21 protein-coding genes and 2 pseudogenes are annotated in these 24,174 nt (G+C 66.4%); 7 read left to right on the top strand and 16 right to left on the bottom strand.

The features are described 5' to 3' along the window. Positions 1–14: 14 nt before the first annotated feature. Positions 15–365 carry a hypothetical protein gene (locus ACZ54P_RS10710; RefSeq protein WP_465461276.1) on the bottom strand — a complete coding sequence of 117 codons (351 nt, stop codon included), beginning with the start codon at positions 363–365 and terminating at the stop codon, positions 15–17. Then, positions 362–550, bottom strand: a complete 189-nt coding sequence (locus tag ACZ54P_RS10715; RefSeq protein WP_465461277.1) for a hypothetical protein — start codon at positions 548–550, stop codon at positions 362–364. Before ACZ54P_RS10715 ends, ACZ54P_RS10710 begins: the two co-directional genes overlap by 4 nt. 170 nt (positions 551–720) lie before the next feature. Here ACZ54P_RS10715 and ACZ54P_RS10720 point away from each other — a divergent pair, with 170 nt between their 5' ends. The 3 genes from ACZ54P_RS10720 (at position 721) to ACZ54P_RS10730 (ending at position 6,436) form a co-directional block, all read left to right on the top strand. Beyond that, positions 721–1,431 (top strand): NUDIX hydrolase, encoded by a 711-nt coding sequence (locus ACZ54P_RS10720; protein ID WP_465461278.1) that lies wholly within the window; start codon positions 721–723, stop codon positions 1,429–1,431. 57 nt (positions 1,432–1,488) lie between these two features. Beyond that, complete coding sequence (locus ACZ54P_RS10725; protein ID WP_465461279.1) at positions 1,489–5,361, top strand: tetratricopeptide repeat protein; 3,873 nt, start codon at positions 1,489–1,491, stop codon at positions 5,359–5,361. 928 nt (positions 5,362–6,289) lie between these two features. Then, on the top strand, positions 6,290–6,436 hold the full coding sequence (locus ACZ54P_RS10730; RefSeq protein ID WP_465461280.1) for an ANTAR domain-containing protein: 147 nt from the start codon (positions 6,290–6,292) through the stop codon (positions 6,434–6,436). A gap of 294 nt (positions 6,437–6,730) precedes the next feature. Here ACZ54P_RS10730 and ACZ54P_RS10735 read toward each other — a convergent pair whose 3' ends face one another. From ACZ54P_RS10735 to ACZ54P_RS10755, 5 genes and pseudogenes are all read right to left on the bottom strand, one after another. Next, positions 6,731–6,952 (bottom strand): DUF2188 domain-containing protein, encoded by a 222-nt coding sequence (locus tag ACZ54P_RS10735; RefSeq protein ID WP_465461281.1) that lies wholly within the window; start codon positions 6,950–6,952, stop codon positions 6,731–6,733. A 55-nt stretch (positions 6,953–7,007) separates the two neighbouring features. After that, a pseudogene (locus tag ACZ54P_RS10740) lies at positions 7,008–7,408 on the bottom strand (SAM-dependent methyltransferase). Beyond that, positions 7,368–8,252, bottom strand: a complete 885-nt coding sequence (locus ACZ54P_RS10745; protein WP_465461282.1) for an SAM-dependent methyltransferase — start codon at positions 8,250–8,252, stop codon at positions 7,368–7,370. Before ACZ54P_RS10745 ends, ACZ54P_RS10740 begins: the two are co-directional and overlap by 41 nt. Before the next feature lie 112 nt (positions 8,253–8,364). Beyond that, positions 8,365–9,213, bottom strand: coding sequence for a Scr1 family TA system antitoxin-like transcriptional regulator (locus ACZ54P_RS10750; RefSeq protein ID WP_465461283.1), 849 nt, complete (start codon positions 9,211–9,213; stop codon positions 8,365–8,367). Positions 9,214–9,354: 141 nt separating this feature from the next. Further along, complete coding sequence (locus ACZ54P_RS10755) at positions 9,355–9,564, bottom strand: DUF397 domain-containing protein (protein ID WP_465461284.1); 210 nt, start codon at positions 9,562–9,564, stop codon at positions 9,355–9,357. Positions 9,565–10,856: 1,292 nt separating this feature from the next. Between ACZ54P_RS10755 and ACZ54P_RS10760 the strand changes: the two genes are divergently transcribed. Beyond that, complete coding sequence (locus ACZ54P_RS10760) at positions 10,857–11,048, top strand: hypothetical protein (RefSeq protein WP_465461285.1); 192 nt, start codon at positions 10,857–10,859, stop codon at positions 11,046–11,048. 61 nt (positions 11,049–11,109) lie between these two features. Here the strand turns inward: ACZ54P_RS10760 and ACZ54P_RS10765 are convergent. From ACZ54P_RS10765 to ACZ54P_RS10780, 4 genes and pseudogenes are all read right to left on the bottom strand, one after another. Next, a pseudogene (locus tag ACZ54P_RS10765) lies at positions 11,110–11,289 on the bottom strand (transposase); the annotation flags it as partial. Between the two features lie 404 nt (positions 11,290–11,693). Next, positions 11,694–11,873, bottom strand: coding sequence for a hypothetical protein (locus ACZ54P_RS10770; protein WP_465461286.1), 180 nt, complete (start codon positions 11,871–11,873; stop codon positions 11,694–11,696). Positions 11,874–11,959: 86 nt separating this feature from the next. After that, positions 11,960–13,417 (bottom strand): trypsin-like serine protease, encoded by a 1,458-nt coding sequence (locus ACZ54P_RS10775; RefSeq protein ID WP_465461287.1) that lies wholly within the window; start codon positions 13,415–13,417, stop codon positions 11,960–11,962. Between the two features lie 39 nt (positions 13,418–13,456). Beyond that, the gene (locus ACZ54P_RS10780; protein WP_465461288.1) at positions 13,457–14,992 is read right to left on the bottom strand and encodes a S8 family serine peptidase; all 1,536 of its coding nucleotides are present in this window, start codon (positions 14,990–14,992) and stop codon (positions 13,457–13,459) included. 221 nt (positions 14,993–15,213) lie between these two features. Here ACZ54P_RS10780 and ACZ54P_RS10785 point away from each other — a divergent pair, with 221 nt between their 5' ends. The 3 genes from ACZ54P_RS10785 to ACZ54P_RS10795 all read left to right on the top strand — a co-directional run bounded on the left by ACZ54P_RS10785 (position 15,214) and on the right by ACZ54P_RS10795 (position 20,271). After that, the gene (locus ACZ54P_RS10785) at positions 15,214–18,000 is read left to right on the top strand and encodes an ATP-binding protein (RefSeq protein WP_465461289.1); all 2,787 of its coding nucleotides are present in this window, start codon (positions 15,214–15,216) and stop codon (positions 17,998–18,000) included. A gap of 685 nt (positions 18,001–18,685) precedes the next feature. Continuing rightward, positions 18,686–19,486, top strand: a complete 801-nt coding sequence (locus ACZ54P_RS10790) for a L,D-transpeptidase (RefSeq protein WP_465461290.1) — start codon at positions 18,686–18,688, stop codon at positions 19,484–19,486. Between the two features lie 23 nt (positions 19,487–19,509). Further along, positions 19,510–20,271: a choice-of-anchor P family protein gene (locus ACZ54P_RS10795; RefSeq protein ID WP_465461291.1), complete on the top strand. Its 762-nt coding sequence runs from the start codon at positions 19,510–19,512 to the stop codon at positions 20,269–20,271. Between the two features lie 63 nt (positions 20,272–20,334). Here the strand turns inward: ACZ54P_RS10795 and ACZ54P_RS10800 are convergent, their stop codons facing one another. From ACZ54P_RS10800 to ACZ54P_RS10820, 5 genes are read right to left on the bottom strand one after another with little or no spacing between them, the layout of a single operon-like run. Then, positions 20,335–20,592 carry a hypothetical protein gene (locus tag ACZ54P_RS10800; RefSeq protein WP_061982166.1) on the bottom strand — a complete coding sequence of 86 codons (258 nt, stop codon included), beginning with the start codon at positions 20,590–20,592 and terminating at the stop codon, positions 20,335–20,337. A gap of 24 nt (positions 20,593–20,616) precedes the next feature. Further along, positions 20,617–21,507 carry an AurF N-oxygenase family protein gene (locus ACZ54P_RS10805; protein ID WP_465461292.1) on the bottom strand — a complete coding sequence of 297 codons (891 nt, stop codon included), beginning with the start codon at positions 21,505–21,507 and terminating at the stop codon, positions 20,617–20,619. Beyond that, the gene (locus tag ACZ54P_RS10810; RefSeq protein ID WP_465461293.1) at positions 21,504–22,385 is read right to left on the bottom strand and encodes a crotonase/enoyl-CoA hydratase family protein; all 882 of its coding nucleotides are present in this window, start codon (positions 22,383–22,385) and stop codon (positions 21,504–21,506) included. Before ACZ54P_RS10810 ends, ACZ54P_RS10805 begins: the two co-directional genes overlap by 4 nt. Continuing rightward, entirely contained in the window at positions 22,375–22,974 is a 600-nt protein-coding gene (locus ACZ54P_RS10815) for a TetR/AcrR family transcriptional regulator (RefSeq protein WP_465461294.1), read from the bottom strand. The genes ACZ54P_RS10810 and ACZ54P_RS10815 overlap by 11 nt, the downstream gene beginning before the upstream one ends. A 40-nt stretch (positions 22,975–23,014) precedes the next feature. Beyond that, positions 23,015–23,941 carry an NAD(P)/FAD-dependent oxidoreductase gene (locus ACZ54P_RS10820; RefSeq protein ID WP_465461295.1) on the bottom strand — a complete coding sequence of 309 codons (927 nt, stop codon included), beginning with the start codon at positions 23,939–23,941 and terminating at the stop codon, positions 23,015–23,017. Positions 23,942–24,174: the final 233 nt, after the last annotated feature.

The raw sequence follows: 24,174 nt of genomic DNA on the forward strand, positions 1-24,174 counted from the left end.
GACAAGACTTTCGTTTAGGAGGCAGATTCCGTGACGAGATGCGACGGTCCACGCCATTCCGAGCGGACCACGCGCGTCAGGATGCGGGAGCGCTCAGCCCCGACACCCAAGGCTTTACGAATGCCTTCGGCCGAGATCGGCCACTGGTACAACTCGCGATGCTGAGCATCGACTTGCTTCGCACGCTCAACGAAGTCGTCGTCAAGTCCCGCCAGGGGCGCACCCTGCTCCGCCAGCGTGAACTCCGTTCCCGCGTTCTTGAACGCCTGCAGTCCCTCGATACCTGCGCGCTTCCGGCCGACAAGGGGGCCGTCGGCCCGGGCGGCGCCAACAATGACGGCGAGTATGTGAGTCCAGGACTTCATCGCGCTGTGGTGAAGTAAGTGCTGATCGCCACGGCCCGAGGTGCGTCGCCGACGTATTCGGCAGTGCCAGCGCGGTGAAGGAATGGTGTTGCTGCCTGGATCAGGATCACGCCGAGGATCATGCCGATTCCGCCTGCCCAGATCGTGAGCAGGAACAAGGTGCGTACCGAGCACAGGACCTTCATTCGTCCGCTCCTCCTGATAGAGGTGCCCTGCTCCTGGCTTGGGCCTGTTCGGCAGCGCCGCCAGTGCAGAATCACCACTTTTGGTCATACTGACAATTCCGTGCTGCCCCTCGAACGGTAGCGCCGAGACCTCTTCTAGTCAATGAGACAAGAAGGTAAGGTGTGGGCCCATGAGGATCCAGGAGCCGCCCGAATGCGCGGTCGCAGTCGACCTGGCGATTCTCACGGTCCGCGAGCAGACACTGCAGGTCTTGGTCATCGAGCGCGCCACACCGCCTCACCAGGGAATGTCCGCTCTGCCAGGTGGTTTCCTGCTGGCCGGGGAGACGCTGGACGATGCCGCTCATCGCAAGCTGACCCAGGAGACGGGCCTGGATGTCGCGCACCTGCACGTCCGCCAGCTGCGTGCCTACAGCGACCCCGGCCGCGATCCTCGCCGCCGGATCGTGTCCGTCCTCTACGTCGCGCTGCTGCCCGACCTGCCCCTGCCTGCCGCCGGCGGCGGAGCCGCCACCGCGACCTGGCGACCCGCCGAGGAGTTGCTGGCCCAGCCGGACGAGCTGGCGTTCGATCACCACCAGATGCTCAACGACGCCGTCGAGCACGCCCGCGACAGCCTCTCCGACACGACGGTGGCCACCACGTTCTGCCCGCCGGAGTTCACCATCGCCGAACTCCGCTCGGTCTACGAAACCATCTGGGGCACCAGGCTGGATCCCTCGAACTTCCACCGCAAGGTCACCCGCGCCGAAGACTTCCTCCTCCCGACCGGCAGCAAGGCCGCCACCGACGGTGGCCGCCCGGCCGCGCTGTTCCGAGCCGGACCGGCCTCCCGGCTGCACCCCGCCCTGCTACGCGAACGTCACCCGAGAAACCGGTAGCCCGACACCAGCACTACGCACAAGCTCAACCACCGGCACGAGCACGCGGAGGATTCCATGACCACCAGCAACGACACCGTGCTGGGCACCGCGGTGATCTGCACCGCCCTGGACGTCGAGTACCGCGCAGTCCGCGAGCACCTGGACGGACCCTGCGACGAGCGCGAGAAGAACGGCACCCTCTACCAGGTCGGCACCTTCCGCACCAACCACGGACGCTGGGTGGTCGCGCTCGCGCAGACCGGCGCCGGGAACACCCAGGCCGGAATCGAGCTGGAACGCGCGATCTCAGTGTTCCACCCGCAGATCGTGCTGTTCGTCGGCGTGGCCGGCGGACGCAAGGACGTCGAGCCGGGCGACGTGGTGGTCGCCGATGAAATCTATGACTACGAGTCCGGAAAGGACACCGCCAGCGAGCTCCTGCCCCGCATCAAGACCAAGGCGCCAGCCCACCGGCTGATCGCACGCGCGAAAGCCCTGGCCCGTGACGACGCCTGGCAGCACCGCATCCTGCCCGCCACCCCGCACTCGGCACCGAAGGCGGTGATCAAGCCCATCGCCGCAGGCAGCAAAGTGATCGCCGACCAGAACGCTGCCACCGCCCAGTACCTGACCACCTACTGCGGAGACGCCGCTGCGGTGGAGATGGAGGGCTACGGATTCCTGCACGGCGCCTACGTCAACGACACCGTCCAAGCCCTGGTCGTGCGCGGCATCTCCGACCTGCTCTCAGACAAGACCGACGCTGCCGACACACGCTGGCAGCCCACCGCATCCAGCCACGCCGCCGCGTTCGCCTTCGAACTTCTCGCACGCCACACCACACCGCCGAGCCCGGCAGTCGGCACCATCGATCTGCTACGCGACCGTCCTGACATCGTGGCGCAGTTGTTCGGCAGTCAAACGGCCACCACCTTCTGCACGTCGGGCCTGCCAGCACCGCACGTGAACACCTTGCCGCCCGCCAGCGAGGTGTTCGTCGGTCGTTCGGAGCACCTCGCGACGATCACGGAGATCATCGCCAGGGGCAGCCGGTGTCTCATCACGGGAACTCCAGGAGGTGGGAAAACCGAACTGGCCCTGCAGTCCGCACGGAGAGCCGTCGGGAACGACCGGTGCACGGATGCGCTTTTCATCGACCTCCACGGCTACTCGACCGAACAGCGAGTAGCTCCTGTGCGGGCGCTGGGAAATCTGCTTGCGCAGTTGGGCGTCTCCGAGGCGGAGACGCCGGCCGATCCGGCCACCGCAGCTGCGCTCTACCAGGCAAAGCTGGACCAACGGGCCCAAGCCGGCAAACAGGTAGTACTGGTTCTGGACAACGCCAGCTCCTACGAGCAGATCCACAGCCTGCTCCCGGCCTCGCCCGCACACCGAGCCGTCGTCACTAGCCGCGCCTCTATCAACGACTGGGTGGGTGTACGCCGCATCGTATTGCCAACATTGACCGAACACGAGGGAATCGCACTGATCGAGAACTTGGTTCGGTCGGCGCTGCCCGCCGACCAGCGGGTCGCCACGACCGACGCGTGCGCGGCGAAGATCGTCCGGTTGTGCGGCGGTCTGCCGCTGGCCCTGGTCATCGTCGCCGGAATCCTCATTCGGTACCCTGATCGAACGGTGCGCGAGCTGGCGGTCACGCTGACCGACGCGCGGAGCCGCCTGGAAAACCTTCGTATCAGCAACCTCGCTGTCCGCACCGCGTTCGACTTCTCCCACGCCACCCTGGCCGACGGCGAGGTTCGAGCTTTCCGCCTACTGGCACTGCACCCCGGCCCGAGATTCGGCACGGCCGCAGTCGCCGCACTCCTCGACGCCTCGATCGAGGAGGCGCAACGGACGGTCGAGGCCTTGGCGAACGCCGGCTTGGTTTACGCGGACTCCGTCGCGTGGCGGATGCACGATCTGCTGCGCATGTACGCCGAAGACCTACTGGATCAGCGAGAACGCGCCGAGGACCGTCAGGCCGCCTCGGTCCGTTTGCTCGACCACTTCTGTGATCACTCGGAAGCGATCGCGAAAAAATTCACGGCTTCCCCGTTGCTCACCGCATTCCGCACTCTGCGGTCGCGGGCACTGGCCACCTTCGACCGCGAGGCCGAGACCCTGACCGAGGCGCTCGAGAGCGCCCAGCACGCCGGTAAGCATCAGCATGTGCTGCGGTTGGCGAATTCTCTTGGCCAGTTCGTCGTGGTCCGGCCTGTGTCGCTGGACTGGCAGGCCATTTTCACGCACGCGGTGAACTCCGCTCGCGTGCTCAAAGCCCCCGAATCGATCAGGCATTTCCGGTGGCGCCTGGGCGACACCTGTGTCCGGCTGAAGCAGTTCGAACGGGCAACAGCGCATTTCCGGGCAGTGATCCGGACCGACGACGACGCTCAGCCAGACGCCGCGAGCGCCGCTGCCTGGAACGGGCTGGCGAATGTTCACCTCGACTGCGGAGACTTGGCGTCGGCCGTCCGCTGCGGCCAGCAGGCCCTGGCAATCTTCCGCGAACTCGGGGATCGACGGAACGAGGCGGCGATCCTCGGCAACCTGGCGAACGCCTGTCGCGGGTTGCGCTGGTTCGATGCGGCATTCGCCCTGTACCACGACAGTCTTGCACTCGCCCGGTCCCTCGGAGACAAGCAGGCCGAGGGGATCGACTTGACGAACCTCGCCCGCGCACACCGCATGAAGGGCGATCTCACCAAGGCGGTCGGCTACCTCGAAACCGCGCTGTCACTCCGCACCGGTACCGGTGATACGAATGGGGCGGCGAAGGTGTGTTCGGAGATCGCGAACGTCTACGAAGAGCTGGAAGAGCCCACGAAGGCCATGCGGTACCGGGAGCGCGCGTTGCTGGGCTTTCGCGAAAGCCGGGACCGGCACGGCGAGGCGAGCGAGCTGTGGAGCCTGGGCTCTCTGTACAGCCGGCTGGGCCGATCCGCCGATGCCGTCCGGTGCTTGCGCGCGAGTCTCGATCTTGACGTGTGGCGCGACCAGCGGCGACACGCAGACGTGGTGAACACCCTGGCCGCCGAGTACTGCCGGCTTCGTGAGTTTCCGCTCGCGATCGACTGCTTCTCGACCGCTCTGAACATCTACATCGGCTACGACGACAGACGCTCGATGAAGATGGTGCTCGCCAATCTCTCGCGGGCGTACTTCGGCATGGGCGTCGCCCCGGCCGCCATCCACTACGGACGCCAGTGGCTGGATATGGCCGAAGCCGACGACCACGAAGAAGCCGTTGAGATACTGGTTTCGCTGGCGACCATTTGTTGGAGGTCGGACTCTCCGGCAGCAGCGTTGGACTACTGCGCAGAAGCGTATCGCCTCTGCGGCAAGGAGGGGAGCGCACCGGCGTCACTGCGGTCGATCACCGGCTTCGCCCAGGTCGCAGCCGGGCACTTCGCCGACGGGGTCCGTACGCTTTCCGCATGCCTCGAACTCCACGACGCTCCGGCCGAAAAAGCTGTTGTTCTCACTGCGCTCGGCATGGCTCAGAGGGAAATCGGCGATCACGGCAAATCGATTTCCTCCCACAGATCGGCGATCGCCCTGTTCCAGGTAATCGGTGACCACGTTGGAGAGGCCAACGCAATGGGAAATCTGGGTAACGCATACGCGGACAACGGTCAAGCACAGGAGGCGCAGGAACATCTGCGGACCGCACTCGAGTTCTGGCGCCAGCTTGACGACCGCGGCAGCGAGGGGCTGACCTTGAACAACCTTGCCATGATCCGCCTCGACGAGGGAGATCAGAAAGGGGCCCGTGAGTTGTGGGAAGCCGCGATCGCCGTTCTCGAAGACCACGGCGATCTCAGGTTGTTGCAGACCGTCCGCGTCAATCTTACAGCAATGCCGGGAGACGGTGAAGCGCCGCAGAGTGCCAGTGTCAAGGACAACACCTCCGGCCAGCGGACGGCTGCCAGCAACCGGGCCTGAACTACCAGCCCGACGCTCCCGGCTCCCGCCGCGCCACGCACGTAGAGCGCATCTCAGCGACGCATGGCGGATCAACGGCCCCGGCAACCCCAACCCGAGACTACGATCGCCCTTCGCGACCACCGCGACAGAATCCGGTACGCCCGAGCCCGAGAAGAGCCCGAGAGGTCCAACACAGGACGACACCAGGCGGCACACCCCGACACAGCGGATGCCTCGCGACCAGACGAAAAGGTCTTGTTTGGCATCACTCGGCACCATCCGACACGCTGAGGTGCCGACTCTTAACCAGCGGGTTCGGGGTTCGAGTCCCTGATGGCGCACTCTCAAGCCTCACGTTTTCAGTTTCGATGACGTGGGGCTTTGTGCTATGTGGACACGTTTCTTCCGCTTCCTTGTTGTCCATTATGGTCTGATCCGAGCCCGAGACGCGCCCGAGCTGTCGGCGTGCGTTCTCGTAGCTGATCTTCACCGACGCTCAGCAAGTTCGACACCGCCAGCGTATCGGTGTTCCCAGCCCCCTAGTTCGACGCCGGCTCGAACATGCACCCCGAGTGAGCCCACCCAAACTTGGTCACCGGCGCAGCCCGTAGGAATGTTGATGTTGCGAGCAACTCCAAGCTTGAACTCAGCACCTACGGGATTAAAAGCCCACGGGTTCGATCGCGGCGATCTTGAAGGAGCCTTCACAAAACAGGGATTCTACCTGCGGCTTCTCCGGACCTAAAGATCATGTTTGCGTTTGCTAATGGGCAATGTGGGCTCTACTATGTCTCCGTTCGTCCCGCCGTGCTCAACGGGGGTCGTGGACGCTACTTGACCGGCGCGAGCGCCTCGCCGTCAAGTTGCCCGCTTTTCACCTCCGCCAGATCAGGTTGGCGGCATTCCGAGGTGATCTACAAGGCGGTAGTGCGGTGAAATAACCATCATGACTGCACACGAGGATCTGAAGGATCCCTCAGTCGAGCGGGATCAGCTGCGCCGGGCCATGGAGACCCTGCCGGTGATCGAACAGGCCAAGGGGATGTTCATGTCGTTGCGCGGCTGGCCGGCCGAGCGGACGTTCTGGCACTGAAATCGTTCTCCAGCACACCAACGTCAAGCTGCACGACGTCGCAACGGTGATCGTCGCCGCGGGCAGCCATGCCGAGCCATCCGTGCCCGATCTCGAGGTGGTGCGGGCGGTTCTGGCCGAGACGCGACGATCCGTGCTGGGCTCGTCCTTCGGCGAGTAAGTGACTGCGCCCCGCCGGACACAGTGAGCTGGACCGGCGGGATCAGAGCACCGCTCTTCTCTGAACGGCCCATAGCGTGAGTGCCCGCAGCCGGATTGGTTAAACGGATCGCCCCTACAGGCCCTGTCGAGCGCTCAGCCGGGGATGTCGCGGGGGTCATGGCCGTAGGTGTTGCGCTCGCCGATCTGACCGTCCTGGTTCCGGATGAAGTGCTCGACCTTACATTCCCGCGCCATGTCGCGGCCTTTGTCGACGGCTTCGGCCTTGGTGTCATGGGTACTGGTCGCGCGCGTGCTGCCCTCGACCTTGTTCTTCCACTGGCCGTCCTCGAAGTAGGTCTCGACGTCGCCCTGCATCACGCAGCTCCTGTCCTCGGTATCACCGTCATCGCGGGGATACCCGGGGCGATGATCAGCCGAACCCCGTCCGGCACTGGCGCCCGACCGGCGAAGCCAGCGCGACGGCGCGGCCCTGTAAGTACACGGCCTCGGCGACCTCGTGAGCGTTCCCGACGGTGGGGATGCCGGAGCCCAAGTCGAGGAACTGAGCACCCCGGCTTCGAGCATGAAGCGCACTGCACAGCGTAGGAAGGCCCGGTTGTGCCGGTCGACGTCGACGACTTCTGGCGGGATGGCGATCAGCCGTTGTGCGACGGCCCGGTCGGCGGTGAAGTTGTGGGCGCCCCCGAGCAGATAGTCGTAGATGCGGGAGACGCTGGGCATGGCCCGGTCGATCCGCGTGGTGGGGCCCAGTCGGCGTTCGCGGCCAGGTTTACGGCTTCTGCCCGACGCCCGCCCAGACCACCGCTTCATTCGATGCGTGAAACGACACGGGGTGGGCGGTCGGGCCGGTCTCCTCCGGATGCCATTCCGGCGTCCAGACCCAGCCGGGGTCGATGATCTCGAAATCACCGAGGAGCGCAGAGATCTGTTCACGCGTCCGGAAGATGACATTACTGCTGCTGGACTCGTCATACATTCGTTTGAGTTCGGCCAGGTTTTCGGACGACGTCCTTGGAACACCTTCGTCGGTGACATGCGATATCGCGAGATAAGAGCCTCGCGACAGCAGTTCTCGGAACCTTGCGAGGGATTCGGGGCCGATATCATTGCCGTCCCTGTCTGGCTGATGAACGTGAAGCACCGCGATGAGCAACAAAGCGACCGGTTCATTCGGGTCGAGCAGTTGCGTGTCGATCGCTTGGCGCCACAACTCGTCCGGATCGCGAAGGTCGCCCTCGATAACGGCCTGCCGGGACGCGTCACCTTCCCGATTCAGGAGCATGTTGGCGTGCGCGACGGCCACAGGGTCGTTGTCGACGTAGACGACACGCACATCAGGTGTCGCACCAGCTTCGCGCCGCGCCTCGTCGGCCACCTGATGTGTGTTGCCCGCGGTCGGGACGCCAGCGCCGATGTCGAGGAACTGCCGTACGCCTCGTTTGGTCAAATGCCGGACCACGCGGTTGAGAAATTGACGGTTGGCCAGGGCGATAGCCCTCACCAGTGGGAATTTCGATAGCACACGATCCCCGAAGTCGCGGTCTACCGCCCAGTTGGCGGTACCTCCCAGGTAATAGTCGTAGACCCGAGCGACGCTCGGACGATTCAAGTCGACACCCTCTGGTGGAACCGGATCAGACTTTCTCTCGGACACCGCCGAGCCTCCCCGTTGTCGCCTTCCGGAATATTCTCCGATGCTAGCGAATAGGTGGGATCGCGCTCGTCGAGGGCAGCTCGCTGTTGGGCATTCGTTACGGTCATGGTCCTCACCAGCGCGAAGCGGCATCGTGCAACTCGAGCAGAGCGGTCCTGCTGGCTTCTACACTGAGTGCCTGCCGGAACACCTTGTCCCACTCCCCGATGTGGTTCTCCACCTGCTGACGTCCGGTATAGATCCGGGCAGTGCCCCCCGAGTACTCGTGGTAGACCATGTCCTTGCCCTGTCCGCCGCGCTTGAGGATGGTCAGGTCATGGGGCCAGTAAGGCAGGTTCGCTTCAAAGGGCACCAAGTGCACGAAGAGGTGCCCGTGGTAGGTGTCTATCATCCGCAGCAGATGCTGGATCTGCTCGCGGTAGAGGCCAGCATTCCGGCCACCGGGAAGCCGATCAAACGACGACGGGCTGAACAGCGCCCGGTATCGCGGCGGCCTGTCGCTCTGGAACAGCTCTTCCCGTTCCCGCCGCGCCTCGAGGACCGACGTGATGTCATATAGGGCTCCAGTAAGCTCGTACTGCTTCACGATGTACGGCTCGCACTGGAACAGGTTAGGAAGACGCTCGCTGTAGCAGCCGAGAATCTCCACGGCCTCGCGCTCTGCCTCCAGCAGCATCAGGTAATCACGGTTCGCAGCGATCCCGGCCACCGGTCCGCCTTTCGCTTGCGCGGCCAGCATCCGGATGTGGTCGGCTTCAGCGTCAGGTACCTCATAGAAGCGCAGCAACCTGGTTAAGTCTTGAGGGCGGATCGCCACCAGCTCGTTCTCAATCTTGTTGATCTTCGGCTGCGTGCAATCCAGAGCTGATGCGGCGCGAATCTGAGACCACCCAATCGCCTCACGCGCTTTTTTCAGTCTCGCGCCAGCCTCTATACGGGCTTTGATGGCCTCATCCGACACTCCTTCTCCCCACCTCACTTCACGAAGGAACGCTCGTCCTCCGAGAGCCACTCAGAAAGTTACATTCTTGTCGCCCCCGTCCATCGATCGGGTCTTATCGAATGCGTGACCGGGGCGGGTGCGACTGTCCGTGACGACAGCTTAGCGCATGTTGCGAGACAGGAAGGCCGCCCAGGCCTCGTGATCGAACTCGAGAGTTCCACCGCGCGCGTCCTTCGAATCCCGCACACAGACGCTTGCGTGGAGATTTTGCACCTCCACGCAGTTATTGTTGGGCGTCGAGTGGCTGGATCGTACCCACCGCACCTGTCCGTCGCTGTCGCCGACGTACTCCTGATTGACATCAGCCATGTCCGAATCAGCCTCCCCCGAGCCTGAGCGTTGCGATTAGTCGTAACTGCCGACTATTCCTGCGCGCTCACCCAGTAGATCACGACCAGAGGCATACCCGCAGGTAGGGAGCCCGGGAGTTCCAGCGCCGCATGCCAGGGCGCTGCCATCGGCTGCGATCGGTAGCAAACGATTAATCGGCGACTCGGCCGAAAGTTGCAGACGCCACCATCTGAACAGAGCAGCATCGCGCCCGCGGAATCACCACGCGTCGCAAACGAGCGTGACGACTCGGCATAAAGAGTGAATCGGTCGGCATTCAGGTAATTCACCCACGGGGATAATCGCGAATTTGCATCGGCGTATTGCCGCGCCTATCGGCACCGACCGTTCGGCGTTGAACGGTCGCCGTTCAGCGCATGTGGTCCTATCGGTCGATCGGAGTAGCCAGTCCCCGGCAGACTGGCTAGCGAGTCGGGGTCCTGCACTAACCGCGCCTGGGAAAGCTCCTGTGAGAAACAGAGCTCAAATAGGTGCGGCTCCCTGCTCACAACAGGGAGCCGACTCTGCTGAACTCGCCCCTAGAGAGAAGGAGTTACAGCGTGCCCACTATAGATGGCGCGTCGCCGACTAATCCAGACGAAGCGCCGCGCAAGTTCTCCCACAAGGTGCCTCGCATCACCCTCGTCATCCATGGGTCACCGACCGGACTGCGTCCCGTAGACGAGCCATCAGGTGACCCGTCACCGGAAGTAAGGCCGGACCCGTCAACAGCGATGGCCCCGGAAACGACACCGAAACGCCGAAAAGAACGAGGCGGACGCCACGAACTCGTCGACCCGACATGGTTCGGTCGCCTCGAACGGCTCCTGCAGTCCTGGCCTCCCACCCTTCGGCTGGCGCTACTGATCGCCGTCGTGCTGACCGGTACTGCGGCGATAGCCGCCACGCTGGGGATCGGGGGCCAACTGGCGCTCATCGCACTCAGCCTGGTCGAACGTCGCAGACTTCGTGACCGCATGACTCGGGCCAGCCGCACCACCCCACCCGGCAAACGCACCAGGAAATAATTACTCTTCTGGGGTAGCAGGGTGGTCACGCACGACCGCGACAGGCATATCAGGCCCTCTCGCGGTCGTGCGGAGCCACCCAACAGGCTTGGCCACGAGCCGTGAAGCGCGGTTCCTGACCGCGGGCCGTTCACTTCTGGACGGCCCGGCAGGGACGTCCACGCACCGGTCAGAAGGACCTCCAGCACGCGATTCGCGGACAAGGACACCACCGGCAGGTGGCAGCTGGCCGGTCAAGCGACCGTGGGTCTGGACGCTGCCGACACCGTGGCCGCCGAGCTGAGCATCTCCCGACGCCAGGTGTGCGCGCTGGACAAGAGATGGCGGGCGAGCGAAGGTGTCGTGTCCGACCTACTGCCGGGCCAGTCCAGCGGCGGCGCGCGGCTCACCGACGAGGTCGGGGCGATCGTGCGCGACGTCCTGCGAAAGCGGTAGCTCACCCGTCAGCGCCGCGCCTCGCGGCGATCGTCCGCGAGATAACGAGGGCATGCCGAGTCCAGCAGGTGCTGTGCGCGGCGACCTCTTTGCTGACGGACTCGGCGAGGTTATGCCAGAGGTGCCAACGGTCGGCGACCTGCACCGCGTCGGGCTGGGCACGGCGGATCGCCTCGGCGTAGGCGGCCAAGCCATCCCGGCAGACCACCTTGACATCGGGGTGCTCCCGTAACCCGGCTTGCGAGCACCTCGGTCTTGCGCGCCGGCAGCCCGAGAGGTCTGCAACAGTCCGACACCAGGCGACACACCGCGACACCCGCGGACGCCTCGCGACCAGACGAAAGGTCTTGTCCGGCACTCTCTTAACCAGCGGGTTCTGGGTTCGAGTCCCTGATGGCGCACAGTTCTGAAATCAAAGCCCACCAACGGTTATATCCCGGTTTTCCGGTGCCGTCGGTGGGCTTTGATCGTGACTGGGGCCGAATGAGGCCGTACCAGGTGACCTCACCATGCAGACCTGCCGTCACCGTCGAAGTCCGGACTGCCCACGAGAGTTACGGCTGAAGGTCCAGGTCGAAACCGGATGCGACCAGGTCGGCACGGTCTCGAGGTGAGCGGACACGCAGACCATAGGTATGAAGCCCCCTACGCCCTGGCCGACAGATCAGCAGCGACGACGACACGTGCTGCAAACCCCAAGGTGACCAGAGCCTCAGCGATCGATACGACGAGCAGGCCTGCGCGCACGCCGTCGGCCGTCCAGTAGAGCACGACCGACAACAGTGCCGGGACCGCGAACATCAGAAGGTCCACTGCCAACTGCATGGATTTGTCGAGTCGTCTCAGCGGATCGCCGGAGCCGTGGAGCCCGTGACCGTAGAGTGGTCATGGGCTCCACGGATCAGGTCAGCTCATTGGACGGTGAGACTGTATTCGGTGGTTCCGGTTTTGCCGGTGTTGTCGGTGGCGGTAATGGTGATCTGGTAGGTGCCGGGCTGGAACGGGGCGGCTATGGACATGCGTGAGGTACCGCCCGGGGCGACGGTGGATGGCTGGAACATCGGGTTCATCGTCAGGCCTGTCGCGGTGAGTGTGCTGTTTCCCGTTCCTCCGGCGACAGTGACGGTCGCGTTGACGAACGAGCCGGATGTCACCGTTCCCGCACCCGGAGAGACGGTCGGCTTGGGTCCTTCCGTGGTGCCGCCGTCTCCGACGGTCAGGGTGTAGTCGGCGGACTTGATACCGGACGCGTTTTTCGCGGTGACGGTGATCCGGTGCGTGCCTTTCGGAGTGCTCGCCGCGGTCTCCACGGTGAGTTTGGCGACGTCGCCGGAGTTGAGCGACGAGCCGGGCTGGAAGGTTGCCGTCGCGCCGGCGGGCAGGCCGGTGGCGGCCAGGCCGAGCTTTTCGGGTCCCGTGTCGCCGGCCTTGGTCATGACGGAGGTCGAGATGTACTTGCCGGGCTCGGTTTTGCCAGCCGCAGGGCTGAGGGAGACGCTGAATTTCCCGTCGCCGGGCTGAGTGCCGCCGATCTCGTCGCGGGCCCAGTCGCCCATCTCGTTGGTGAGCCGGGCCATGATGCTGTAGCGGTCGCATCCGCCCGAGCCCCATGAGACGACGCCGACGATCACACCGTCCACGGTGAAGGGGCCGCCGCTGTCGCCGGAGCAGGTCGCGGTGCGTCCGTCGTTGTATCCGACGCACACCATGAGGTCGGGGTTCACCCGCACGTTGAACACCTGGCAGGTGTTCGCGTCGTTGACCGGCATCGTGGTCTTGTACAGCACGCCGGATCCACCACTGGCCGAGGTGCGTCCGTAGCCGACCGCGGTGCCCGCCTTGCCCGGTGTGGTCAGCTCGGCATCACCCGATCCGGCCACCTTGGCCCACTGACTCTCCGGGACGGGCAGGTCGGTCTCGGTAGTGATCACCGCGACGTCGTAGCCGGTCTGCCAGGAGTTCGGGCCGGTGTAGCGGGGGTGCGCTTTGTAGGAGGCGACCGGGGTGCGGAACGTTTCGTCACCTGGGGTGTTCAGGTCGTCGTCGCCGTAGAGGTAGCTCTTCGCGCCGCCGACGTCGATCATGCAATGCGCCGCGGTGATGATCTTGCGTTTGCCGACGACGGAAGCGGTGCAGGACTGCCCCTGGGGGCCACCGCCACCCGCGCGCAGGCCCGCGATGACGTACGGGTTTTCCCGCACGGTCGTGCGTTGTCCGTTCACCACCCGGGTGCCCATGTCCGGAGGCCTCAGCTGGTCGGTGGGTGTCGCGGCGGTGGCGGGAGGTTCGGCGTTCGCCGTCTCGACCGTGGGCAAAGTGATCACGGCCAGTGCCATGGCGACGGCGGTGACCAGACGCGCTGTTCTCATCGTGCTCCTCGGTTCGCAGGGTTTAGGGGAGGTTCCGGATCAGAACGTGATCGACCAGCCGGTCAAGGTGCCTGTGTCGAAGCGGTGGACGTCGCGCACCTGAAGCTTCCAAGTGCCGTTGGCGTTCTCGCCGGAGGCGTCCACGGTGAAGGTCTGGTGCACACCGCCTGCCTCGCCGATCCCACCCGCGGGTTTGACGAGCAGCGTGGCCCCGCTTGGTCCGATCAGGTCGATCGCCAGATCCGCGGAGTAGGTGTGGTCGATGTCCACCCGGACGGCCAGTTTCGCCGAGGCCTTGCCGTCACAGCCGCGCTGGGTCACGGCGCTGCCCACGGTGGCTCCGGCGTCGGGGATGGACACATCCTCGTCATTGGTTTCGACACCGCACTTGGGCGGCGTGCCACCGCCGATGAATCCGGTGTAGAGCACCGCGTCCGGCGAGCCCGCGCCGGGATCGGTCACCAGCCCCGGTGAGGCGTTGCGGACGAGCGCGTCGCGTACTTGCTGCGGTGTCGCGCCGGGATTCGCGGCGAGGTACAGCGCAGCCGCACCCGCACCGTGTGGCGAGGCCATCGAGGTACCGCTGCCGGTACGGAAGCCGCCGGTGTGGTCGGTGGAATAGATGTTGCCGCCCGGGGCGAACAGGTCGACACACTTCCCGTAGTTCCCGCTACGCCCGCCGCCCTGATTGATCCAGCCGACGGTCAACGCTTCGGGGGTACGGCCGGGGCTGGCCGTGCAGGCGTCCTGGCCATTGTTGCCCGCCGCTACCGCGACCACGAAACCCTTGTCCGCCAACGCTTTCACTTGAGCGTCACCGACGCCGACGGTGTCCATGACCAGGCTCAGGTTGACCACGGCCGGTTTGCTCCCGTTGGTCGCCACCCATTCCAGTCCGCTGACAGTCGCCGAGTCCGGTCCGGAACCGCCACAGCCCAGCGAGCGGACAGCGACCACTTTGGCCTTCTTGGCGACGCCGACGGTTTTGCCCGCGATGGTGCCCGCCACGTGGGAGCCGTGCCAGAAGCAGTCGCTCGCGTCGTTGTCGTTGTCGATGAAATCGCGGCCGTGGGCGGCCCGGCCCTCGAATTCGGTGTGCTGAATGCCCACGCCGGAGTCGACGACATAGGCGGTGACACCCTCGCCGGCGTTGGGGTAGACGTACTTCTTGTCCAAGGTCTTCGTGCGCTGGTCGATCTGATCCAGTCCCCACGAGGGCGGGTTCGGCTGTTCTCCGGCGGCACGTGCGACGCCGTCCTGGTGCACCGCCTTGACCGCCGGGTCGGCGGCCAGGCGCCGGGCCTGCCGCTCGCTCAGGTCACGGACCGAGAAACCGTTCAGGGTCAGCGCGTAAGTGTCCACCACCGCGCCGCCGTAACGCTGGGTCAACGAGGCGGCCCCACCCTGCGAGGCCGCCTGCGCGCCGTCCCGCAGGACGACTATGTAGCGACCGGCAAGGGGTTGCCGGGCTTGTACGACGTCGTTTTCGGGTGTCGCGGCTGACGCGGCTGGGCTCACCGCCACCAGTGTGGCCACGATGCCGAACAGACCTAACGTCATTCGGGTCTTGTGCATCTCTCCTCCATCTCCCGTGTGCGCTGGCGCACCGCTTCACCATTCGGCGCGGGCGGAGGGGAAACAATCGTGGTGAGACCCCGGAGGGGTACGGCATTACCGTGATCAGGGTTACGCGGTGGAGACGGTCCGACGTATCGTTGCGGCCTCCTGGAACCGGCGTGACCAGTGCGGAGGTGGCGATGGGTGTGTCTCCGTGTCCGCGCGGACGATCCATCCCGATGGTCGGCCGGACCGCGGAACTGGCCACCTTGTCCGACGTCGTCGCCTGCCCGCCGGCGGTGGCGTTCCTGGAAGGTGAGGCGGGGGCCGGAAAGACCACCTTGATCGGCGCGCTCGCGACGGCGGCGCGCGGCAGGAACCTGTGGATCGCCGTCGGTACCTGTCAGCCACTGGACGAACCCTTCCCCTATGGCCCGTTGCTCGACTGTCTCGGGCGAGCCGGGGACAGGGTGCGCCATCCCGATCCGGTGACCGGCGCACTTCGCGGACACCTGCCGGAGCTCGCCGATCTCCTGCCGCCGGCACCGCCACCGCTGGAGAGCCCGGAGGCCGGGCGCCATCGGATGTTCCGTGCGGTCTGCGCGCTGGTGCGCGCGCTTGGGCCGGCCGTGCTCGTGATCGAAGACGTGCACTGGGCGGACGAGGACACCCGTCAGGTGCTGAGATTCCTGCTCGCGGATCCACCGGCCGGGCTGTCGCTGATCATGACCTACCGGCGTGAGGAACTCCGTGGTGACGCCCCGCTGGGGCCGGTCGTGCACCCGCCGCTCGAAGTCGCCACCGTGCATCTCGGTCTGCGACCGTTCGAGGAGCCGGAGGTACGGGCGATGGTCGAAGCCGTGACCGGCGGCGTCGTTTCGGAGTCGTTCGCGGCCGCGGTCCTGCACGAGACCGGCGGAATTCCTTTCGTGGTCGCGGAAACGGCCCGTGCGCTGCGTGACCGGCTCGTGGACACCCGGATCGAGGGGGTGATGGCGCGCCGGGTCCTGGCCACCGTCGATGTGCCTGTCCTGGTGAAGGAGTCGGTACTCGAAGGACTGCACCGGCTGGCCGAACCGGAGCGCGCGGTCGCCGAGGCGGCGGCCGTGCTGGGCGACGCGGCGCCGGCGGCGATCCTCGCCGCGGTCGCGGGGTCTCCCGGAGTGCAGCCGGTGGTGAGTTTGGTGCGCTCAGGTGTGCTGACGGAAGGCCCGCCGAACCGGTACGGCCTCCGGCACGACATGGCGCGGCGGGCGGTGCACGCGGCCTTGCCGGGACCTCGTCGGCGGGAGCTGCACGGCGCCGCGGCAGGCGTGCTGGCGGACGTGGCCGGGTGGCCGGTCGCGCGGCTCGCCTGGCATTGCGCCGAGGCGGGCATGCCGCAAGAGTGGTTGCGATACAGCGAAAGCGCAGCGGACGCGGCAGCCGAAGCGAACGACATGTCCGTTGCGGCGGATGTGCTCTCCCGAGTGGTCTCCGCCCGCGACGTGCCCGCCGAGGACCTGAACCGGCTGGCCACGAAACTCTGCGGGTACGCGCTGACAGGGCTGCCTGACGCCGACGTGATCACGCGTATCGAGACATTGCAGTCAGACCCCAGATTGGACGCCGACGTGCGCGGCGACGTGCGCCTGTGCTTGGGAACCCTACTGGTGCGCGAGTCCCGGCTGGACCGCGGATGTGCCGAGATCGCCCACGCGATAGAGCTTCTCGGCGACCATCCCGAGCGCGTCGCGTCCGGGATGGCACTGCTCTCCGTGCCCTACCTCGACATCGTCACCGCGGCCGACCACCGCGAGTGGCTTCTGCGGGTGGAGGACCTGCTCACTCAGCTGCCGCGGCGCCCCGCGCGCACGGCGGTACTGGCCACTGTGCTCGGTGGGCAGCTCATCGTCGGTGACCCGGTCAGCTGGGACCGGATCACCCTACTGCCCGCGCCCGACGACATCGAGGATCCCGCGGAGCTCAGGCATCTCGCCCGGGCCCACACCAACCTGGCCGACGCGTGCTCATGGACCGGCCGGGACCGGCAGGGACGGACCTTCTTGCACACCGGATTGACACTGGCCTCCCGTGCCGGCGCCTCCTATGTGGTGGCGACAGCTGAAGCCACCGCGGCGCGGCTGGACTGGCTGGCAGGCGAGTGGTCCGGGCTGGCCGAGCGCGCACAGGCGCTGCTCCAGACTTACGCCCCTCTGCCGCACATCACGAACGAACTGAATTTGGTCGTCGGCTGGCTGGCCGCCGCACGCGGCGACTGGCTGACCGCCGAACACGGATTCCACGCCGCCCTGGACACACACCCGACAGCGGTCATCCCGGTAGCGGTGGCCGCGGCGGGAGGAATGGCCGCCATGCTTCTGAGCCGCGACGACCCCGCGGCTCGGGGCCACGCGGAACGCGGCCTTTCCCTCCTCCGCGCGAAGGGCTCCTGGGCATGGACCGCCGAGATAGTCCCCCAAGCCGTGGCGTCCTATCTCGCCAACGACGAAGCCGAAGCCGCACGGCAACTCGTCGCGGAGGCCGACGAAGGGCTGGACGGCATCGACGCGCCTTCGGCGTGGACGGCGCTCACGGTGTGCAAGGCTCATCTGGCCGCCGCGGCGGGGGAACACGACACCGCGGAGCGGCACTACCGAGACGCGCAGCTGCGTTACGACGAACTCGGTCAGCGCTACCGCGCCGCACAATGCGCCGACTACGCCGCTCGCATCGCCGGCGCCGATCTCGCGGTGTTCCGTGAGCTGGCCGTCGCCTTCGACGCCCTGGGCGCCACCGTCGACGCCGCCCGCTGCCGTCACCACATCCGCAGCACCGGCACCGTCATACCTTCCGTCCGTGGCCGCCGCAGCTACGGCACGCAGCTGTCGCCGCGCGAACACGATGTCGCACGCCTCTTGGCGAACGGCCATACCAACCGGGAGATCGCTCAAGCCCTGTTCATCTCACGGCGCACCGTCGAGGACCACGTCGCCAACGTACTCCGCAAACTCGACGCGCCCTCCCGGCACGATGTCCGACTCTGAACCCGCGGGGAGTCAAAGCGACCCAGGCCAACCGGCTCGAAGCTGAGCAAAAAAGATCCGACGCCACAAGCTGATCATCACCGACGAAGCCGGCTGTATCCCGTTCGGCCAGGACGCGGCAAACCTGTTCTTCCAGCTCGTCGCCTCCCGCAACGAGCAGGGCGTGGGCTTCCAGACAAGTCGACCAGCCGCGACGGACACCGGCGGTGAGCCCGAGAGCGCGGTCGTAGCCAGCGGCGGACCATACTCGCGGTCACTTCGGCGCCGGCCTGGCCGCGGGACGGGAACACGCTGGTGTAGGTGCCGGTAGGACAATGGTCGCCAGGTTCGGTGGAGGGTCATTGTTGCTGCTGAAGAACGTGGTGATGTCGCCAGGCCCGCGACGGTGTCGCCTCCGTTCTCAACTCCGGGACGCACAACGGCGCGCAGGTGCAGTGGAGCAGCTCTCCCCATCATCTTCGACGCCGTCGCAGCCGGCGCTTCCCGCGAAGATCGCTGAGCAGCCGGATGTGCGTATTTCCACTCCGCGCTTTCGTATACGCATAACAAAAACACCTTTTTTTCGATCTTTACGCGCCCCGGGTTGGACGGGGTTTTCGATGGCGCTACGCTCTCGTCGCGTCGCCTGATCAGGCCACACTTTCTTTACCTGCTCGTCAATTCTCACCGTTCAGGATTGGGATGTATGGAAAGCAGTGATGTCGCCTACCCTCGGCCGCGAAAGCGTCGCCGGGCGCGAATTTGCGGTTTCGTCACGGTCATCGTTCTACTGGCCGCGGGCTGCGGCAGTGACCCGGTGACCCCGGCCCCGGCAGCGGTCGGTCAAGAGGATCTGACCCAGCTGCCAGAGGCCACCACTTTCGGCACGCTCGCCGACGCGGCCAAGGACTCCGGCGGCGCGGCAACCGGCAAGGTCGTGCACCCCAAGGACGACCTCGTCGTCTACCAGAGTCCCGGCGGCAAGGCCATCGCCAAGCTCCCGTCGATCCAGGTCGGCTCCCCCACCTGGGTTCCGGTGATCGCAGAACAGGGCCCGTGGGCGGAGATCCTGCTCCCGGCCAGGCCCAACGCTTCCGCGGGCTGGATACACCTCGACCCGGCCCAAGTCGAAATCGCCCAGAACGACTACACCATCGACATCGACCGGGCGGCCTTCTCACTCGAGCTCACGCGCTCCGGCAAAGCACTGGGCAAGTGGACGATCGGCACCGGCAAACCGGAATACCCGACCCCGCGAGGCCGGGCGTTCCTCTTGGCGTCCATCGAAGAAACCGTGAACAAGTACAGCCCGATAGTCCTGCCGCTGAGTGCGCATTCGGAATCACACGAGACGTTCGGCGGGGGCCCCGGCACGGTCGGCATCCACACCTGGCCGGACGACAGTTTCCTCGGGCAGGCGAATAGCGACGGCTGTATCCGCGTGCCGAAGGCGGCACTCGACGAGCTCGTGAAGGTCCCCTTGGGCGCGATTGTCAACATCGTCTGAACAATTCTTGAAAGGGTAATGATTTGTTCACCAGAAAAGCTCTCGTCGGCGGAGTCGCCCTCAGCGTGGTGGCGCTCACCGCCATCGCGCCCGCGGCAGGCGCCACCGGCCACGGCAGCTCGGCGTTCGCGTTGTCCGCCTCCGGTCTGCTGAAGATCGACCCGGTCCCCGCGGTCGACGGCTCGGACGGCTTCCAGCAGAAGTCGCTCGCGGAGTTCTCCCTGCCGCTGCAGCTGGTCAAGCTCAACCTGCTCAACGCGCGGGCGAGTGAGGACCGGGCCAAGGCCAGCATCAAGGAAGTCAGCGTGAACCTCGGCGGGCTCATCGGCAAGCAGGGCAAACCGCTGGTCAGCGCGTCGGCCATCGAAGCGGAGTGCAAGAACGGCAAGGGCACTTCGTCGCTCGCCAAGGCGAGCATCGGCGCCACCAAGCTCGACGTCGCCGCCGCACCGAACACCGCCGTCGGCGTCCAGGGGCTGGCCTCTGTCACGCTGAACAAGCAGGTCAAGCACAAGGACGGCTCGTTCACCGTCACCGCGCTGTCGATCAGTGTCGACGGCGTTCAGACGCTCGACCTCGCCTCGGTGACCTGCGCCGCGGGCGACGGTGGCGGCTCCACCACCGAGCCGACCACGGGTAAACCGTCGACCGGTAAGCCGACGACCTCCAAGCCGAGCGCCCCGGCGACCTCGGCCACCACGAAGCCCGCAGGCGACAAGCCCACCGCCGACGGCAAGGCCCCCACTCCCACCCCGGCCAAGGCCCACCTCGACGTCACCGGCTGACGTCGTGAGTGGCGATTCGGGTTAGAACCCGAATCGCCACTCACGACCACCTGGACCGACGGCTCAACGCCGGGAGAGCACTCGCTTCGCCAGCCACCCGGCGTAAACGGCCAGCCCGGCCGCCCCGGCCTTGCGCGTGGGCCGCGCCGCGATCGCCAGTCCGATGGCGAGTTCCGTGGCGCCGTTGCGATAGGTCCAGTTGCGGACGTCGTCGGCGAAGGCCATCCGTGTCACGGGTTCGAAGGCCGCCGGGGCGGCGAAGTGGGCGAGACCGGTCGCGGCGATGGTGAGGCCGAGGACCTGGCCGGTACGTGCGGACATGGGGTTACCTTCCTGGGTTTTCGTTCAGTCGAGGACGCCGGCGCGGCGCCACAGCCGACGGCTGGGGCCGCCGATGAGGCCGATTTCGGTGAAGTGGTCGACGGCCTTGGCCGCCCACGTCGCTTTGGTCCGGCGCCAGTGCGGGTTCGCCGCGGCGACCTTCCTGGCTTCGCGAGGGTCCAGTCCGACCGAGGTGTATGCCTTGGGGTGCAACAACTCCGATGTCGCGACGTAGGCCATCGCGGCGATCGTCCATCGGATCAGTTCGCGGCCGACGCGGCCGTGGCGGGCCCAGGCCCGGGCCAGTTCGTCCTTGGCGAAGCTGATGTGGCGCGCCTCTTCGATGACGTGGATGCGGGAGATCATCCGGATCATCGGCTGGAGGCTGGGATCGCGCATCATCTCGCGCTGCATGCCGTCGGCGAGTTCTTCGACGTAGATGGCTCCGGCGAACAGCAGCGCCGGGCCGCAGATCGCGCCGAAGACCTTGCCCGCCCGGTGCGCCGAGCGGCTCGGGCGCCGGACGACGCCGCCGGTCTTCGCGATCGAGCGGGCGAACATGGTGCTGTGACGGCATTCGTCGGCGATCTCGGTGAGCGCGTATTGGGCGTTGTGCGTCGTCGGGTCGCTGTTGTACACGTGGCGTACCAGGCCTTGCATCAGGATCAGCTCGAACCAGATACCCGACGCCGCCGCGGCCGCGGCCTCCTGGCGGCTCAGTTCGCCGCGTTGGTCTTCGTCGAGGCGTTCCCACAATTCGGTGCCGTACAAGGAACAGCGTTCCGGTGCCTTGCCGTACGCGCCCTCGACCAGAGGCGCCAGCCAGTCGACGTCGACGTCCGGGTCGTAGGAAAGCCGCGCGGAGGAACGCTGCAGGCGTTCGGCGACCCGTTCGCTTTCGGTGTTCGCGGTCATGACGACCTCCTCGAATCGATGCTGTCCGGCAGCGGTCCGCCGCCGTCCGGGATGACCTGTCCGGAATCGCGGTAGGCCACCGCCTCGTGGAAACCGTCGCGTTCGGCGAACTCGCGGAACCAGCGGCCTTCCGGGGTGTGCCGGGTGATGCCGTCGAAGAGGGTCGCGAGGGTCTGGGTGCCGGAGAGGCCCATGTTGTCGTAGGCCTGGTTGATCATCAGCTTCTGCATCACCAGCTGGTTCGTCGGCACGCCCGCCATCCGGTCGGCGAGTTCTTCGACGGCGGCTTCGAGCCGATCGGGTTCCACCGCGTCGAGCGCGAGTCCCCAGTCCGCCGCGGTGGTGCCGTCGATGGTGTCGCCGGTGAGCAGCATCCGCTTCGCGCGCTGGGCACCGACACGGTAGACCCACATCGCGGTCGTCGGGCAGCCCCACACCCGCGCGGGCGGATAACCGATGCGCGCGTCGGACGCCATGATCAGCATGTCGCACGAGAGCGCGATGTCGCTGCCGCCGGCGATCGCGTGTCCCTGAACCTGGCAGATCGTGGGTTTCAGCGACCGCCACAGGCTGAAGAAGTCGTCGGTGTTGCGCTTCATCACCCGGTAGTCCTTGATCGGATCCCAGACCGGGCCTTGATTCCAGCGGCCTTCGCGGTCTCCCTCGGCGAACTGCTTGAGGTCGTATCCGGCGCAGAACGACCGGCCCTCGCCGCGCACCACGACGACCCGGACCGCGTCGTCCTCGTTCGCCCGCTCCACGGCTTGGCGGATCTCGCCGGGCATGACGTCGTTGATCGCGTTGAGCCGCTCGGGGCGGTTCAACGTCAGGTAGGCCTTCCGGTCTTCGACGCGATAAGTGAGCGTCTCAAAGGCCATCGGAGCCTCCGAGCGCACGGAGGGTGAACGTGACCAGGTGCGGGATCGTGTCCGGGCCGCCGTCCCCGGCCAGCGGGCCGACCAGCATTTCGGCACCAGCGCCGACCAGCGCCGCGGCGGTCGCCTCCGCGTCCTGCGAAGGCAGCAGTCCCTTGGCGACGCCGTCGGCGATGTTCCTGGCGATGACCTCGCGGAACGCGCGGCGGAACACCAGCCGTTCGGCCTCCACCACGGCGTCGACGGGCTCGGCAAGCAACGCGTACGCCAGCCGCGGCGCCTTCAACGCCCGTCCGGCGAACGTCTCGATCACCGCGACCACCCGTTCCCGGACGTCGCCCCGGGACGCGGCGGCCTCGACGGCGGTGACCTCCCGGGAGACCACTTCGCGGAAGACCTCGACGACCAGTTCGGCTTTGGAGGGGAACTGCCGGTACACGCTGCCGGTGCCGACGCCGGCCCGCGCGGCGACCGCGGCCATGGAGCATCCCGCGTAGCCGGTTTCGGCCAGCAACGCGATGGCGGCGGCCAGGATTTCCCCGCGCTGGGAGTCCAGCCTGGCCTGCGTCTTCGGGGTACGTCGGTACGGCACGCAAGGAGTGAAGCACGGATTCCGCACTTCAGCAATCACGTCACTCCAGATCCTCCATGAACAGTTCGTGATCGACCGCGGTGGCCGTCACGAACCCCCTGGCGGCCGCGGTCACCACGAACGTCATGCCCGGCGGGCTCGATTCCCGGCGCGCCAGGTCACCGATGGCGAACACCCCCGGTACGCCGGTGGATCCGACGTCATCGACTCGGACACTGCCGTCGTCCAGCAGCACACAGCCCAGTTTCTCGGCGAGCGGGTCGGCCTGTCGCGTGGTGGCGTGCAGGAACACCGCCACGCACTCCACCGGCTCGTTGTCGCGGAACGTGACCCGTTCGACCGCGTCGCCGGGTCCTTCCACACCGCGCACCGGTTCCGTGCGTACCCGGACGGCACGTTTGCCCAGGATGGCCTCATCCTCGGCGGACAACGGGATTCCGTTGGTGCACAACGTGACTTCCGAACTCCATCCGGTCAGCTGAGCGGCGAACAACACGTCCTGCCGCCCCTCGGTCGCCAGGACGGCCAAAGGTTGATCCCGGACTTCCCAGGCGTGGCAGTACGGGCAGCCGAGGACGCTCTTTCCCCAGCGCTCGGCCAGCCCCGCGATTCCGGGCAGGTCTTCGATCACCCCGGTGGCCAGCACGATCCGGCGCGCGTGCACCGAACGCCCGTCCTCGAACCCGACGGTGAAATCGCCGTGGTCGCCATGGACGGACCCGACCCGGCCCTCGCACAGGCGGACCGTCGGGTATTCCCGCAGTTGCTCACGGCCGGCCGTCCTCAACGCGTCCGGCGTCATCCCGTCGCAGGCCAGGAGGCCGTGCACCCCCATGGCCGAGGAATTACGGCCCGCCCCGCCGTCGATCACCAGCGCCTTGCGCCGGGCCCGGCCGAGCACCAGCGCGGCGTTCAATCCGGCGGGCCCGGCTCCGACGATCACCGCGTCATATCCGGCGTCACGCACGACAGGGACCTCTCTGTTGGGGGATTCGGGTGGCTCCCACATACCCGGTGGACTCCCGTTCACACCGGCATCCGGCCCGGGGCACCGAACCGGCGCCGGTCGTAAATCGCGTGACCGGCCGGAAGCACGCTGCTAGCGTCCGGCCCGACCAGGTGTTTTCGAGAGAAGGAGAACGGCGTGCGGTGCGCTGTCGAGTCCCCGAGTCGTACGGACCTTTCGACAGCCCTGGAGCC

It is taken from the genome of Amycolatopsis sp. NPDC034160 (assembly GCF_055575355.1).

What these genes read in the sequence shown, in the direction of transcription:
- ACZ54P_RS10710 (WP_465461276.1), bottom strand. Translation starts at nt 365, where the DNA reads ATGAAGTCCTGGACTCACATACTCGCCGTCATTGTTGGCGCCGCCCGG.
- ACZ54P_RS10715 (WP_465461277.1), bottom strand. Translation starts at nt 550, where the DNA reads ATGAAGGTCCTGTGCTCGGTACGCACCTTGTTCCTGCTCACGATCTGG.
- ACZ54P_RS10720 (WP_465461278.1), top strand. Translation starts at nt 721, where the DNA reads ATGAGGATCCAGGAGCCGCCCGAATGCGCGGTCGCAGTCGACCTGGCG.
- ACZ54P_RS10725 (WP_465461279.1), top strand. Translation starts at nt 1,489, where the DNA reads ATGACCACCAGCAACGACACCGTGCTGGGCACCGCGGTGATCTGCACC.
- ACZ54P_RS10730 (WP_465461280.1), top strand. Translation starts at nt 6,290, where the DNA reads ATGACTGCACACGAGGATCTGAAGGATCCCTCAGTCGAGCGGGATCAG.
- ACZ54P_RS10735 (WP_465461281.1), bottom strand. Translation starts at nt 6,952, where the DNA reads ATGCAGGGCGACGTCGAGACCTACTTCGAGGACGGCCAGTGGAAGAAC.
- ACZ54P_RS10755 (WP_465461284.1), bottom strand. Translation starts at nt 9,564, where the DNA reads ATGGCTGATGTCAATCAGGAGTACGTCGGCGACAGCGACGGACAGGTG.
- ACZ54P_RS10770 (WP_465461286.1), bottom strand. Translation starts at nt 11,873, where the DNA reads ATGCAGTTGGCAGTGGACCTTCTGATGTTCGCGGTCCCGGCACTGTTG.
- ACZ54P_RS10775 (WP_465461287.1), bottom strand. Translation starts at nt 13,417, where the DNA reads ATGAGAACAGCGCGTCTGGTCACCGCCGTCGCCATGGCACTGGCCGTG.
- ACZ54P_RS10780 (WP_465461288.1), bottom strand. Translation starts at nt 14,992, where the DNA reads ATGCACAAGACCCGAATGACGTTAGGTCTGTTCGGCATCGTGGCCACA.
- ACZ54P_RS10785 (WP_465461289.1), top strand. Translation starts at nt 15,214, where the DNA reads ATGGTCGGCCGGACCGCGGAACTGGCCACCTTGTCCGACGTCGTCGCC.
- ACZ54P_RS10790 (WP_465461290.1), top strand. Translation starts at nt 18,686, where the DNA reads ATGGAAAGCAGTGATGTCGCCTACCCTCGGCCGCGAAAGCGTCGCCGG.
- ACZ54P_RS10800 (WP_061982166.1), bottom strand. Translation starts at nt 20,592, where the DNA reads ATGTCCGCACGTACCGGCCAGGTCCTCGGCCTCACCATCGCCGCGACC.
- ACZ54P_RS10805 (WP_465461292.1), bottom strand. Translation starts at nt 21,507, where the DNA reads ATGACCGCGAACACCGAAAGCGAACGGGTCGCCGAACGCCTGCAGCGT.
- ACZ54P_RS10810 (WP_465461293.1), bottom strand. Translation starts at nt 22,385, where the DNA reads ATGGCCTTTGAGACGCTCACTTATCGCGTCGAAGACCGGAAGGCCTAC.